Origin of the sequence: Myxococcus vastator (genome assembly GCF_010894475.1) — a bacterium.
Classification (GTDB): domain Bacteria; phylum Myxococcota; class Myxococcia; order Myxococcales; family Myxococcaceae; genus Myxococcus; species Myxococcus vastator.
Genome location: NZ_JAAIYB010000193.1, coordinates 1 through 14,661 on the forward strand (window position 1 = coordinate 1; position 14,661 = coordinate 14,661).

The 14,661-nt window shown below is 67.9% G+C and carries 12 protein-coding genes and 1 pseudogene; all 13 read right to left on the bottom strand.

Annotation, left to right across the window (positions count from 1 at the left end):
* On the bottom strand, positions 1-272 hold a 272-nt coding region (locus tag G4D87_RS40270; protein WP_163783627.1), incomplete at its 3' end, for an AAA family ATPase.
* A 464-nt stretch (positions 273-736) separates the two neighbouring features.
* On the bottom strand, positions 737-2,134 hold the full coding sequence (locus G4D87_RS19810; protein WP_163783628.1) for a VWA domain-containing protein: 1,398 nt from the start codon (positions 2,132-2,134) through the stop codon (positions 737-739).
* A 209-nt stretch (positions 2,135-2,343) separates the two neighbouring features.
* Complete coding sequence (locus tag G4D87_RS19815; protein WP_163783629.1) at positions 2,344-3,639, bottom strand: class I SAM-dependent RNA methyltransferase; 1,296 nt, start codon at positions 3,637-3,639, stop codon at positions 2,344-2,346.
* 8 nt (positions 3,640-3,647) lie between these two features.
* Positions 3,648-4,016, bottom strand: a complete 369-nt coding sequence (locus G4D87_RS19820; protein ID WP_176421113.1) for a TIGR02266 family protein — start codon at positions 4,014-4,016, stop codon at positions 3,648-3,650.
* A gap of 62 nt (positions 4,017-4,078) precedes the next feature.
* Complete coding sequence (locus tag G4D87_RS19825; protein ID WP_163783631.1) at positions 4,079-4,735, bottom strand: CoA transferase subunit B; 657 nt, start codon at positions 4,733-4,735, stop codon at positions 4,079-4,081.
* Between the two features lie 11 nt (positions 4,736-4,746).
* Complete coding sequence (locus tag G4D87_RS19830) at positions 4,747-5,445, bottom strand: CoA transferase subunit A (protein ID WP_163783632.1); 699 nt, start codon at positions 5,443-5,445, stop codon at positions 4,747-4,749.
* 81 nt (positions 5,446-5,526) lie between these two features.
* Entirely contained in the window at positions 5,527-6,708 is a 1,182-nt protein-coding gene (locus tag G4D87_RS19835) for a thiolase family protein (protein WP_163783633.1), read from the bottom strand.
* A gap of 221 nt (positions 6,709-6,929) precedes the next feature.
* Positions 6,930-9,434 carry a WD40 repeat domain-containing protein gene (locus tag G4D87_RS19840; protein WP_163783634.1) on the bottom strand — a complete coding sequence of 835 codons (2,505 nt, stop codon included), beginning with the start codon at positions 9,432-9,434 and terminating at the stop codon, positions 6,930-6,932.
* Positions 9,435-9,620: 186 nt separating this feature from the next.
* Entirely contained in the window at positions 9,621-11,333 is a 1,713-nt protein-coding gene (locus G4D87_RS19845; RefSeq protein WP_002639616.1) for a 30S ribosomal protein S1, read from the bottom strand.
* Positions 11,334-11,630: 297 nt separating this feature from the next.
* Complete coding sequence (locus G4D87_RS19850; RefSeq protein WP_163783635.1) at positions 11,631-12,776, bottom strand: acyl-CoA dehydrogenase family protein; 1,146 nt, start codon at positions 12,774-12,776, stop codon at positions 11,631-11,633.
* Positions 12,777-12,786: 10 nt separating this feature from the next.
* A complete protein-coding gene (locus G4D87_RS19855) occupies positions 12,787-13,239 on the bottom strand; it encodes an AgmX/PglI C-terminal domain-containing protein (protein ID WP_163783636.1) in 453 nt (150 codons plus the stop codon).
* Between the two features lie 5 nt (positions 13,240-13,244).
* Positions 13,245-14,387 carry an acyl-CoA dehydrogenase gene (locus G4D87_RS19860; RefSeq protein ID WP_163783637.1) on the bottom strand — a complete coding sequence of 381 codons (1,143 nt, stop codon included), beginning with the start codon at positions 14,385-14,387 and terminating at the stop codon, positions 13,245-13,247.
* Positions 14,384-14,661, bottom strand: a pseudogene (locus G4D87_RS19865) (hypothetical protein); the annotation flags it as partial. The gene G4D87_RS19860 and the pseudogene G4D87_RS19865, both read right to left, overlap by 4 nt.

Consider the following 14,661-nt stretch of genomic DNA (forward strand, 5'->3'; position numbering starts at 1 on the left):
ACATCCAACTCCGGAAAAGCAATAAATGCTTCAATCACCAACTTGCGCTCGGCCGGCGCGACCAGCTCCGAGATGGGGACGTGAAAGTCTTGTCGTCGAATGCGTCGGTGCTCGGATGTAACGCCGAATAGACGGAGCAGCGCACCCATGGCCGCAGTTTTCCCAGAGCCATTCGCGCCAACGAATGCAGTCAAGCCGGGCGCCATGCTGATTGTGCGAGTCTCTGGACCAAAGCAGCGGAAGTTGGTCAAGGAGATACGTTCGAGGAACATAGGATCGTCGTTGCTTTCAGGGAACGGTTGGTAACACAACCAGAGCGTGGCTCGGTGCGTGGGTAGTGCGATCTGGCCAGTGGGAAATTACGCCGGGAGGATGGGACTAGACAAGTCGTGGTGCGATATTCCTTGGCTGCGCTTGAGTCGTTTCCTCAGCCCGCAGGCGAACTTTCGTTCTGCCTTCACAGGCTCGGGCGAGAGTCGGATTTGGCGTGTCCGTTTGCAGGGGCCAGCCCTAAATTTAGGGCACAACCCGCGAAGTCACTCCTGACTCATTTTGACAATGGTCGGTGAGCTTGTTGATCTGCCGCCCTGTCCGAGCGCGGTGAGACTGGCGCGTAAAAGACTTCCGTCGCCTGCGGCGTAGTTGAAGCTGAGTGGCATCGTACGAGCGCGATAGCCCGGGCACTCTCAGCGTAGCCAGAACCACCTCTTACCGCCCCTCGCTACCCTATAGAGTGCTACGCGGGCACGAGCTGGTCGGCGATCCGGGCCAGGTCCGACACGGAGGTGACGACGACGGCCTGGTGACAGTGCTTCTCGTAGGTGAGCATCTCGCTGTCGCCAATGCCCCAGTTGCCACGCTCTTCGGGGCAGATCCACAAGAGCCGCTTGGCCTTGCGGCGCAGGTCCTTGAGGGCCCAGGCGTTGTTCGCGTTGTAGTTGTTCCGCCCATCGCCAATCACCATGACGGTGGTGCGGCGGGTGATGCTGCCCAGGTGGTCCCGGGTGAAGTCGGCCAGGGCGCGGCCGTAGTTGGAGTTCGCGCTCAGGGACACCGTCTTGCCCGCGGTGGCCATGTCGATGGCGGCGTCCACGTCCAGGTCCTTGAAGTACTGCGTCACCTCGCCCACGTCGGACACGAAGACGAACGAGCGCACGCGGACGAAGAGCGACTGCATCGTGTGCATGAACAGCAGCATCATCCGCGAGGCCTGCCGCACGGAGTCGGACACGTCGCAGAGCACCACCAGCTCCGGGCGCTCCGGGCGGCGGCTGCGGAACTGGGGCACCATGGGCACCCCGCCCCACGGCAGGTTCCGGCGCAGGGTGCGCCGCACGTTGAGGGCGCCCTTGCGGTGCGAGCGCTGCTTGCGGATGAGCCGGCTGCGCAGCTTCTCCGCCAGGGTGCGGACGGCGGACTCCATCTGGTCCACCTCCGCCTGGGAGAGCAGGTGCAGCGGCTTGTCCGCGGCGGTGTCGGTGCGGCGGCGGATGCGGGCCTCCGCCTGGCGCTTCACTTCCTGGCGGGCGGCGTCCTCGATCTTCCGCATCGCGGCGGCGACGTGGCGCGAGACAATTTCCACCCCTTCCGGCGTGAGGCCCCGGGCCCGCAGCTCGTCCTCCAGCGACTTCATGTCGTTCCGGGCCTTGTCCGCCCCGGCCGCCGCCAGCATGCGCCGGGAGAAGAAGCCGGCCTGGAGCGGGCTCTCCATCCGCGACAAGTCCAACTGCAGCGAGGCCATCCGGAAGATCTGCGCCAGCCGGGCCCGGTCTCCCGTCAGCACGGCCTGGGCCAGGGGGGACATCTCCGGGAGGAGCTGGTGCATCTGGATGAGGACCATCTTCAGCAGGTCGCCTTCCAGATAGCCCTCTTCCTCCAACTGCTGCGCCAGCGACTTGTCGATGGCCTCGAACGTCCGCGCCGCGCCGGAGAAGTAGAACTCGAAGGCGCGGTTGAAGGTGTCCACGTCCAGCTCGCGCTTCACCAGCGTGGTGCGGAGCACCGAACGGAACAGGTTCCGGTCCTGGAGGCCTACCTCGGACGTGGCGCGCAGCGCGTCCTGGACCTCGGACGTACTGACACGCACACCGTTCTGGCGGAGGACTTCGGCGAACTCGACGATGCGGGCATCCACGCAACCATCATGTCCGGGGATGGCCCGCGCGCAATCGGGAATGCACGGCCGTGAAGCAAGCGGACGTCTGCCTCCCTGGTACACGCGGTGTAATCACTGAAATTTACTGAATTGCAGACTATTCCTGCTTGTGCCCAGAGTGAGCGCCGCCGCGCTCCCCCGTCGGCCTGCTCAACGCGACAAAGACTGATGGTGCGTGTTGCCGCGGCTCAGGCCGTCCGCTCGAAGGACATCACGGCCTCGACGTGATGCGTCTGAGGGAACATGTCGACCACCTGGAGGGCCAGGGGCTTGTAGCCCGCGGCGACCAGGCCCGCGGCGTCCCGAGCCAGGGACGCCGGATCACACGCCACGTACACCACGCGGCGCACGCCCAGGGCCGTCATCCACTTCGCCAGGCCCGGGGCTCCCGCGCGCGGCGGGTCCACGAGGCACACGTCGAAGCGGCGCTGTTCGGCCACCAGCCCGTCGCACACCTTGCGGGCGTCACCCTGGATGAAGCGCACGTTCGTCACCCCGCCCTCTCGAGCGCTCCGCTGGGCCAGCTCCACGCCCACCGGGGAGGACTCCACGCCCAGCACGGACGCGGCGGTTCCGGCCAGGGGGAAGGTGAAGTTGCCGTTGCCCGAATACAGCTCCAGCACGGAGTCGGACTCCCGGGCGCCCAGCTCGTACACCGCCGAGGTCACCAGCCCCACGTTGGCCTCGGCATGGGCCTGGGCGAAGGCATCCGGCCGCAGGTACAGGGGGACTTCTGGCCGCAGCGGTGAGTACGAGCGCAGCGCGGGCTTGCCCAGGAGCCGGGCCGAGCCCTCCTTCGGCACCAGCACCGCGCCCTCCAGCCGCAGGGCGCGCACGGCCGCCTCGGCGGCCTCCAGGTGGCGCGCCGTCACCGGGCCGCTGAGCTTCACGGCGAACGCCGCCTTGTCCCCTTCCGCCAGCAGCAGCACCTCCTCGGTGTCCTTCGCCAGGGGCTTGAGCAGCGGGGCCAGCTTCCCGGGGAGCGCCGTGAGCACGGGCGTGAGCGCGCCGCAGTGCTCCACGGGCACGCGCTCGTGGCTGCGCCGGCCGAAGTAGCCCAGCGCCCCCTTGCCCGCGGGATGCAGCACCGCGCGGCGCCGGTAGCCCCAGTCGCGAGGCGCCACCAGCAGCGGACGCACGGTGAAGCTGTCCCGAGCCAGGTGGCCTAGGTGCTCCAGCGTCGACAGGACAATCTCCTGCTTCGCGGTGCGCTGGGCGGGCTCGGCCAGCCCCAGCCAGTCACAGCCGCCGCAGTCGGACGCGTACACGCAGGGCGCGTCACGCCGGTCCGGGCCGGGAGACACCACCTGCCGGAGGATTCCGCGCAGCACGCGGCCATGCGTCTCCAGGTGGACGCGCACGGTGTCACCCGGGAAGGTCCCCGGGATGAAGACGGTGCGCCCCTGCCAGGAGGCCACGCCTTCGCCGAGCTGGCCGAGGCGTTCGACAGTCAGTTGGACGGGAAGTTCAGGGAGCGGCAGCATTTCAGGCGCTATTCGGGCGGGAGCTCCGAGCGCAGGCGCTCCACGAACTCCTCGATACGCGTTCGCTTGTCTTCATCGACGTCCAGGAACTCCACTGCCATCCCTGGGGACTGGGGCGCAGGCACGCCCACGGCATTGGTGCGCGTCACCCGCCCCTTCAGCTCCACGGGGAAGTGCGCGCCGGGCAGCGTCACCAGCAGGCGCACCACCGTGTCCACGGACAGCGGCTTGTCGGTGTTGATGTACAGGCCCCCCTTCGACAGGTTCACCGCCCAGTCGGTGACGAAGCCAGAGACGCTGCGGTAGGCCACCGGCAGCTCGTACTCCAGACGGGGCGCGCGGGGATGAGGGGTCGAGGTGTCGGGACTGTCTGCCATGGGAAGCGCTCCGCCGCGGGATTCGTACAACGCCCGCGGCGGTGCACCTTAACCCCACACGCTCAGACTTTCATCTCACGGACGTCGGGGGCCACCGTCAGCTTCGGCTCGGTGAGCTTCTGCACCTGCTCCACCGTCACCCCGGGGGCCACCTCGCGCAGGATGAGCCCCTGCGGCGTCACGTCGATGTACGCGTGGTCCGTGACGATGTGGTGGATGCACTTGAGGCCCGTCAGCGGCAGCGAGCACTTCTTGAGGATCTTGGGCTTGCCGTCCTTGTTGGCGTGCTCCATGGCCACGAAGATGCGCTGGGCACCGACGGCCAGGTCCATGGCGCCGCCCATGCCCTTGATCATCTTCCCGGGGATCATCCAGTTGGCCAGGTCGCCTTCTTCGCTGACCTCCATGGCGCCCAGCACGGCCATGTCGATGTGGCCGCCGCGGATCATCCCGAACGACAGCGCCGAGTCGAAGAACGCGGCGCCGGGCACCGCCGTCACCGTCTCCTTGCCGGCGTTGATGAGGTCGGGGTCCTCCTGGCCTTCCACGGGCCAGGGGCCAATGCCCAGCAGGCCGTTCTCCGACTGGAGCACGATGTCCATGCCCGGCGGGATGTAGTTGGCCACCAGGGTGGGCATGCCGATTCCCAGGTTGACGTAGAAGCCGTCCCGCAGCTCCTGGGCGATGCGCTGTGCAATCTGTTCACGAGTCAGTGGCATGGCTGGGCTCCTCAGGCCGACTTGCGGACGGTGCGCCGCTCGATCCACTTCTGGAGGTTCTTCGCCTGGATGATGCGCTTCACGAAGATGCTCGGGATGTGCACCAGGTCCGGGTCCAGCTCACCGGGCTCCACGATGTGCTCCGCCTCGACGATGGTGACCTTGGCCGCCATGCACATCATCGGGGAGAAGTTCCGCGCCGTCTTGCGGAACACCAGGTTGCCCCAGCGGTCCGCCTTCCACGCGCGGACGATGGCGAAGTCCGCCTTCAGCGGCGTCTCCAGCACGTGCAGCCGCCCGTCGATGACGCGCGTCTCCTTCCCTTCGGCCACCTGGGTGCCGGCGCCCGTCGGGGTGAAGAAGCCGCCAATGCCGCAGCCGCCCGCGCGGATGCGCTCGGCCAGGGTGCCCTGCGGCGTCAGCTCCACCTCCAGCTCGCCGGAGAGGAACTGCCGCTCGAACTCCTTGTTCTCTCCCACGTAGCTGGACACCATCTTCTTCACCTGCTTGTTCTGAAGCAGGATGCCGAGCCCCAGCTCGGTGGTGCCGCAGTTGTTGGAGATGATGGTGAGGTCCTTCACGTTCTTCCGGTGAAGTGCCTCGATGAGATTCTCCGGGTTGCCGCACAGCCCGAAGCCGCCGCTCATGAGCGTGCAGCCGTCTGGGATGTCGGCGACCGCCTCGTCCGCGTTCGCGTAGACCTTGTTCATCCGCCCTCCCGCACGTGCGAACGGGGTGAAGGCCCTTGTCAGGCCCACACCCCGTGCCCCTCCCCTATCGGGAGAGGAAGTTCAGCGCTCCACCATCAGCGCGATGCCCTCGCCGCCGCCGATGCAGAGCGACGCGACGCCGCGCTTCTTGTCCAGGTCCTTCATCGTCTGCAGCAGCGTCACCAGCACGCGCGCGCCGGAAGCGCCAATCGGGTGGCCCAGCGCCACCGCGCCGCCGCGCACGTTCACCTTCGACACGTCCAGGCCGAGCAGCCGGTTGTTCGCGATGGACACCACCGCGAACGCCTCGTTGATCTCCCAGAGGTCCACGTCACCCGCGCTGACACCCTTCTGGGTCAGCAGCTTGTTGATGGCGTCCGTGGGCGCGATGGTGAACTCCTCCGGCTTGCGCGCCGCCTGCGCGTAGCCCGTGATGCGGCCCAGGATGGCGCGGCCCTCGGCCTTCGCGCGCTCCTCGCTCATCAGCACCAGCGCCGCGGCGCCGTCGTTGATGGAGGACGCGTTGGCGGCCGTCACCGTGCCGTCCTTCTTGAACACCGGCTTCAGGCCCGGAATCTTCTCCGGCTTCGCGTTGCGGGGCCCCTCGTCGTCGGAGACGGTGACGACGTCCTCCGGCTTCTTGCCGGGAATCTGGACCGGGACGATCTCCGCCTTGAACAGGCCCTCCTTCTGGGACTGGATGGCGCGGCGCGTGGACTCCAGCGCGTACTCGTCCTGCTGCGAGCGGCTGATGTCCTGCGACGTGGCGCACGCCTCGGCGCAGATGCCCATGTGGACGTTGCCGTACACGTCCCAGAGGCCGTCGTGGATCATCGCGTCCTTGAACTCCACGTTGCCCATGCGCGCGCCGCCACGCATCGTGTGGCTGATGTAGGGCGAGTTGCTCATGGACTCCATGCCGCCCACGACGACGACGTCCGCCTCACCCAGGGCAATGGCCTGCGCGCCCGCGCTGACGGCCTTGAGGCCGGAGCCACAGACCTTGTTGAGCGTGGTGGCGGGGACCGTCTCGGGCAGGCCGGCGAAGATGGCCGCCTGGCGGGCGGGCGCCTGGCCCACGCCGGCGGTGAGCACGCAGCCCATGATGACTTCCTGCACGGCGTCAGGCTTCACGCCCGCGCGCTCCAGCGCCGCCTTGATCGCGATCGCGCCCAGCTGAGGGGCCGTCAGCTTGGCGAGCGCGCCTTGAAAGGCACCAATGGGGGTACGGGCCGCGCCCACGATGACGACGTCACGAGCCATGAAAACTGCCTCCTCTTGAGGATGTGCGGATGACCTTCGATAACAGCGTCGGTGGCCCTTATCACCGGCCACTTCACCGAGTTCAAGCATCGTTGCTCGCCACACGACGGGGAGAGTCCACTGTGCACGACGCAGCGCGCCAGCTCTCGTAACCGTGTGAAGTCACGAGGGCTGGCGTCTCGGGCCCCACACCCCTGCCCGCCCGACCGGTCGGACGGTTCCTACGGGGCGTGCCAGGTGACCAGCGACATGTCCGCTCCGCTCGTGGTGACGACCGCGCCATCTCCGCGCCACGAGGCGCCCAGGACCATGCCGTCGTGAGCGCCCAGGACGCTGTGCGAGAGATGTCCGGTCTCCAGGACCTGCCACTGGAAGACGAGCCGCTGCGTGCCGCCGCCGGCGAAGGAGGCGCCGGCCGGGTGCCACGCGAGGGCAAGCTGGGTGGTCCAGGTGGGGGTCTCCGCGATGACAGCGCCCGTCGCCACGTCCAGCACGGACACCCCGCGCCTGTCGCTACAGGCCAGCCGGGTTCCATCCGGGCTGAGCACCGCGGTGGACAGGAGCTCCCAGGCGGACTCCACGCGTCGGAGCGCGCCGGACGCGAGGTTCCAGATATCCCAGGCCGCGTGGGAATAGACGATGATCAGCGACGCTCCATCCGGCGTCCATCCCAGCCCCACGACCGGGCCGTCTGTGTCTGGGATTCGGAGCAACTCCACGCCCGAGGCGACATCCCAGACCTGGATGCTGGTTCCCTTCCCGGTGAGGAACACCGTCGCGCCCACGCTCGCCAGGGTGCGTCCATCCGGGCTCAACGCGACGTGGTCCACCTCCAGGGGCCGCTCCCGGGGGCCCATCATCAGGTGGATCGGCGGTTGTGCCAGGCGGCCCTGCTCGACGTCCCAGAGGCAGATGCGTCCATCCGTTCCTCCCGACGCGAGCCGCGTGCCGCTGGCGTTCCAGGCCAGCGAACGGACCTGGTTGCCGTCATGTCCGTCCAGGGTGGCCATGGCCCGGCCCGTCGGCTCCCAGAGCCGGACCTTGCCGTCGTGCCCCGCGGAAGCGAGCCGGTCCCCTGCGGGACTCCACGCCGTGGCGGCCACCTCCGACGTGTGCGCCAACAACTCGTTGCGCGACAGCCGTGCTTGCGGTGCGTCCACGCTGAAGATGGACACCGACGCGGGCTCGCTCTCCACCGCCACGAATGACGCCTGTCGCGGGTGGAAGCGCACGGCGCTGTAGCCCAGCGCGCTCAGCGGGTTGCGTGGCACCTCGGAGCCTTCCGCCACCACCACGCCGGTGGTGACGTTCAAGACCGTCAGCGAGTGGAGCGCGTCCACCAGGACGAGCCAGTCCTCCGTCGGGCTCCAGTCCATGCGGGACGACGTGCTCCACGAACCGAACCACGAGGCCTGGAGCGCATGGGTCACCGAGTCGTATACGCGGACATTCCGGTAGCTCCCCACCGCGTAGCGCTCACCCTCGGGGCTCCAGGCGAAGCCATCCGCGTTGACCACTTCCTGGACTTGCACCCAGGGATCCAACGTGTGGATCTCCACCTGTTCGCCCTGCACCTCGAGCGCGATCCTCGCGCCATCCGGGCTCCAGTGGATGCGCCGAACCGTGCGAGCCGTCCGCAAGGGCGTGCGGCGCTCCGCCCCCGTGGACGCGGACCAGAAGCGCACCTCCGCGCCGCCCTCCCCCAGGTTGCTGACGCTGGCCAGCTCGTCTCCTTGCGCGGACCAGGTCACCCCCACCACCGGCCCCTCATGGGCGCTCCACGTCTGGCGGAACGCCTCGGTCGCCGGATCAATCAGGCCCAACCGCCCGTCCTCGAGCCCCACGGCCAGGTCCTCATACCGCGGCCCCCAGGACACCGAGCGCATGTCGACGGCGTCCATGCGGAGCACGCGGGCGACATGCCCGAGGCCCGCATTCCAGATGCGCAGACGGCCCCCCGCGCTCCTCCGGTCCAACACGGCGAGCAGCCAACCCTCGGGGCCCCACGTCGCGTCGGTGGGGTGATAGGCCCCCGTCTGGCGCCACTCCGCGGCATGCGCCTCCAGACGGGCAAACCCCGCACCACAGTGGCGGTTGTGCTCGACCTGGAAGACGCCGGGCGCGGCCTCGGTACCGCAGCGGAGCATTCCCGCGAAGCGCCAGCCAGGCTGCGGCTCCACCGACAGAGACACATGGGTTCCCACGTCGAAGCGCGCGCTGCACGTGGTGGGGCAATCGATTCCGCTGGGCGTGCTCGTCACGCGCCCCTGGCCGAAGAGCTCCACCTTGAACTCCCGCTTCCCGTCGTCCGGCGGCGGCGGCCGTTGAACATGGAAGGGCACCTGCTCGGACCACGCCCCCAACTGCCCGTGCGTATCAACGGCGCGGCAGCGGGCCGTGAACTCCCCCACGGCCTGGAAGGTGGGCGACACGTCGCCGGCCGTGCCGCTGGGAACGCGGGGCGTCATCCCGACTTCGGCCCGCGCGCGCCCCCAGTCGAACACGTAGAGCAGCGCGTCACCGTCCGGATCCTCGGCGATGCACCGGAAATGTCCCGCCTCTCCCTGCGTGAACTGCGCGACGGAGACCTCGATGCGCGCCGAGCCCGGGGGCTGGGACGCAGAGGGGTCCGGGGGGGGTCCACCCGAACACGCGAACACCGCACTCAACGTGAGCGCATAGGCCAATCCGGAGCAGAGGCCCCGGCACAAAGAACGAGCAACCATGGATTGTCCCCCACGCGCTCGGCCCCGATACGCGTAGGGCCCTGCTTAGCGCCCCGCCTGACTCCAAGTCAAAGCCGTCCCAACGGCGCGAGCCCGCACCGGGACGGGGATGCCCCGGAACGGCAACGGCCGGGCCCCCTCTCGGGAACCCGGCCGTCTCGCCGTGCTGGCGCGTGCGGCTGAAGACTACTTCTTCAACTTGCTCGCCATCACGTCGCCGAGGCGCGCCTTCGAGCCTTCCGCCTGCTTGCGGAGGTACTCGCGGTAGTCCTCGCCCTCGCCGATCAGCGCCTTCATCGACAGCGCGACCTTCCGGTCCGGGGTGTTGATGTCGATGATCTTCACCTCGACATCCTGCGCCTCCTGCACCACGTCACGCGGGTTCTCGACACGCTCCTCCTTCAGCTCGGAGACGTGGACGAGGCCCTCGATGCCCGGCTCGATCTCCACGAACGCGCCGAAGTCGGTGACCTTGGTGACCTTGCCCTTCACGCGGCTGCCCACGGGCAGGCGCTCGGACAGCGTCTCCCAGGGGTCCGGCTGGAGCTGCTTGATGCCCAGGCTGAAGCGCTCGTTCTCGACGTCGATGTTGAGCACCACCGCCTCGACCTCGTCGCCCTTCTTGAACATCTCGCCCGGGTGCTTGATGCGCACCGTCCAGGAGATGTCGGAGACGTGCACCAGGCCGTCCACGCCCTCCTCGACGCCGACGAACACGCCGAAGTCGGTGACGTTGCGGATCTGACCCTTGATGACGGAGCCGATCGGGTACTTGTCCTCGAGCAGCGTCCAGGGGTTCTGCTCGATCTGCTTCATGCCCAGCGCGATGCGCTTGGCCTTCGGATCGATGTCCAGGACGACGGCCTCCACCTCCTGGCCGACCTCCAGGATCTTGGACGGGTGCTTGAGGCGCTTGGTCCAGGACATCTCGGACACGTGCACCAGACCCTCGACGCCCTGCTCGATCTCGATGAACGCGCCGTAGTCCGTGATGGACACGACCTTGCCGCGCACGCGGGTGCCGACCGGGTACTTCTCGTCGGCGCGGTGCCACGGGTCCTCCTGGATCTGCTTCAGGCCCAGGCTGACGCGCTCCTGCGTCGGGTCGAACTTGAGGACGACGACGCGGACCTCGTCACCCACGTTGAACATCTCGCTCGGGTGACCGATGCGGCCCCACGACATGTCCGTGATGTGGAGCAGACCGTCGATACCGCCCAGGTCGATGAACGCACCGTAGTCGGTGAGGTTCTTGACCACGCCCTTGAGGACGGCACCCTCCTTGAGGTTCTTGAGGGTCTCCTTCTTCATCTCCTCGCGCTGCTTCTCGAGGAGGACGCGGCGGGAAAGCACGATGTTGCCGCGCTTCTTGTTGAACTTGATGACCTTGAACTCGAATTCCTTCGAGATGTACTGGTCAAGGTTCCGCACGGGGCGGATGTCGACCTGCGAGCCGGGCAGGAACGCCTTCACGCCGATGTCGACGGACAGGCCGCCCTTCACGCGACCGACGATGGTGCCCTTGACGATCTCATCGCGCTCACACGCGGCGCTGATCTCGTCCCAGATGCGCATCTTGTCGGCCTTCTCCTTGGAGAGGACGACCATGCCGGTGTCGTTCTCGCGGCTCTCCAGGAGGACCTCGACGGGGTCACCGGCCTGAACCGAGACCTCTCCGCGAGGATTGGTGAACTCGGAGATCGGGACCTGTCCCTCGGACTTGTAGCCGATGTCGACAATCGCGAAGTCCTTCGTCACCTGGACCACGGTGCCCTTGACGATCTCCCCTTCCTTCAGGATCCCGTCACCACCGCGCTCCTTGAGCGAGGCCTCGAACATTGCGGCAAAGTCTTCGTCGCCGCCGTCCATCCCGACCTGCTGGTTCACGTTCTGCTGCATGAAATGGAAGTCCTTTGAAACCGGTACAACTGCCCCCTGATGGTGGTTTTTCCGTAGCGGCCTGCGGGGAGCAGCGGGCCGGGACGTGCGTCCTCCTCATTGAGGACTTGATTTGATGGAAGCCGCGCAACCTAGACACCGGTGATTCCGGTAGTCAAGCGAGCTCGTGCCGCCTGTGCTGTTCCTGGCACCTAGTTAAGAACGCCTGCCCTGCCGTGCAGCCCTGTCCCGGAGTGCGTCTGTCCCTGGCCCGAGGCCCGAACAGGCGGCCAAGGCCCTGATATTCCAGGGCCGCGCTCAGCCGTTCAGCTTGAAGCTCTCGCGGGCAATCACCATCCGCTGCACCTCGCTGGTGCCTTCGTAGATGGTCTGCGCGCGGGCGTCGCGGAAGTACCGCTCCACCGGGAACTCGTCGATGTAGCCGTAGCCGCCGTGGAGCTGTACGGCCTTGTCGGCCAGCTTGTTGCTCATCTCGCTCGCGAAGAGCTTCGCCATGGAGGCCTCGCGGGAGAACGGCTGGCCCTGCTCCTTCATCGACGCGGCGCGCAGCGTCAGCAGCTCCGCCGCCTCCAACTGCACCTTCATGTCCGCGAGCATGAAGCGCGGGCCCTGAAAGTCGCCAATGGCCTGGCCGAACGCCTGGCGGTCCTTCACGTAGGCCACGGTCGCCTCGAGCGCCGCGCGGCCCACCCCGCAGGCCTGCGCCGCGATGCCAATGCGCCCGCCGTCCAGGGCCACCATGGCCAGCTTGAACCCCTGCCCTTCGGCGCCCAGCAGGTTCTCCGCCGGAATCTCGCAGTCCTCGAACGTGAGGGGCACCGTGTTCGAGGAGCGCAGGCCCATCTTGTCCTCGTGCTTGCCGATGATCAGCCCCTTCGTCCCACCTTCGACGATGAAGCACGACAAGCCCTTGTTGCCGGCGGGGGACGTGCGCGCCCACACCACCAGCACCCCCGCATGCGCGCCGGAGGTGATCCACTGCTTGCTGCCGTTGAGGACCCACGTGTCCCCGCGCCGCACCGCGGTGGTGCGCAGCGCGCCCGGGTCGGAGCCCGCGTGAGGCTCGGACAGCGCGAACGAGCCCGCGACGGCCTCGCCGGACGCCAGCCGCGTCACGTACTTCTCGCGCTGCGCGTCGGTGCCGAACGCGTTGATGAGCTCGCCGCACATGTTGGTGACGGCCATGGCCACGGACGTGGATGCGTCGGCCGCGGCCAGCTCCATCATCGCCAGCGCGTAGGACACCACGCCGGCCTCCGAGCCGCCGTAGCGCGCTGGGAGGTTCACCCCCAGCAGGCCCATCTCCCCCAACTCCCGGAAGAGGTCCGTGGGAAAGCGCTCCTCGCGGTCCAGCGATCGGGCCTGCGGTGCCACGCGCTCGCGGGCGAACTTGCGAGCGGTGTCACGGATGAGGGTCTGCGTCTCGGTGAGCTCGAGGTTCACGGCGGTAGTCCTACTCGATGGCCTTGAGGTTGAACGGATATTCGATGGGGTGGTCCGCGCCGTCCGGGGGCTTCGGGAAGGTCATGGACGACAGGACGGCCTGGACGCAGTCGTGCAGGCTCGGGTCCTTCAGCGTGCTGGTCTTCTTCACCACCCGGGCGTCCTTCACCAGGCCGTTGGCGTCGATGGTGAAGGTCGTCATCAGCTTCCCCTCCACCGTCCGGTCCTTCTCCGCCATGTAGTCCTCGTAGCACTCCTGGATGCGGCGCTGGTGGTGCTGGACGACCTGGCGGACGGAGTCGGGCGTGAAGGGCATGCGCTCGATGTCCGGCCCGTCGCGCTTGGCGGGGGCCGGCGTCGCGGCGGCGGGCTTGCCGCCGGTGGGCGCCTTCGTGGGGGCGGCGCCCTGCGCGAGCGCCACCGCCGAGGCCAGGACGACTGCGGAGAGAAGCGCTCGGGTCATGACGGTTACTCCCTCAGCAGGTTGGCGGCGATGACGATGCGCTGGATCTCGCTCGTCCCTTCGTAGATTTCGGTGATGCGCGCGTCGCGCACGTGGCGCTCCACGTCCATCTCCTTGCTGTAGCCCATGCCGCCGTGCACCTGCAGGGCCTTGTTCGCCACGCGGCTGGCCATCTCGCTGGCGTACAGCTTGGCCATGGCGCTCTCCGCGCTGTGGCGCACGCCCTTGTCCTTCTGCAGGGCCGCCCGCCACACGAGCAGCCGGGCCGCGTCGATCTCCGTGGCCATGTCGGCGATCATGAACTGGATGGCCTGGTGCTCGCGGATGGGCTTGCCGAAGGACTTGCGCTCACCGGAGTAGCGCACCGCCTCCTCGTAGGCCGCGCGCGCGATGCCCAGCGCCTGCGACGCGATGCCGATACGGCCGCCGTCCAGCGTGCTCATGGCGATCTTGAAGCCCTCGCCTTCCTTGCCGAGCATGTACTTGGCCGGCACGCGCATGTCCTCGAAGAACATGGAGCAGGACCAGGCGGCGCTGATGCCCATCTTCTTGTCCGGCTCGGCGCGGATGAACCCCGGGGTGTCCGTGGGGACCATGAACGCGGTGATGCCCTTGTGGCCGGCCTCCCGGTTCGTCATGGTCATCAGGACGATGGCGTCGGCCTTGGGGCCGTTGGTGATCCAGTTCTTCGAGCCGTTGATGACGTACTCGTCACCCTTGCGCACGGCGACCGTCTTCTGCGCGGCGGCGTCGCTGCCGGCCTCGGGCTCGGTGAGGCCGAAGCAGCCCAGCTTCTCGCCCCGGGCGAAGGGCGCCAGGAACTGCTCCTTCTGCGCGTCCGTGCCGAACTTCATGATCGGATCGCAGTAGAGGGAGTTGTTCACGCTCATGATGACGCCGGTGGAGGCGCAGCCGCGGCTGATCTCCTCCATGGCGATGGCGTAACAGACGTTGTCCAGCCCGGCGCCGCCGTGCTGCTCGGGAACGGCCACGCCCAGCAGGGACAGCTCGGCGAGCTTCTTCACCGCGTCGGTCGGCCAGGCGTGGTGCTCGTCCCACTTGCGGGCGTTGGGGATGAGCTCCTTGGCCGCGAACTCGCGGGTCATCCGCTGGATTTCACGCTGGATGTCGGTCAACTCGAAGTTCATGGAACCTCCATAATATGAGGGGCTTCCCTCTGGAACAGCGAAGACGCGGCGCGTGCGCGGAAGCGCGCCGTGGCGTGCCGGCGGGACACCGTCCGGTCGCCTGAGACCCGGGATTCCCCGGGAGTACCCAAGAGCATGTTGAGGGGCACCGTGACGTCGAGGCTGACGTCCAGCCGGCTCCCCTCCCCCGTCCATGCCCGCCGCACGACCACGGACAGGGTCCACGGCACCGTGTCGCGGTGCCGCTCGATGAAGTCATAGGACAACCCCAGCC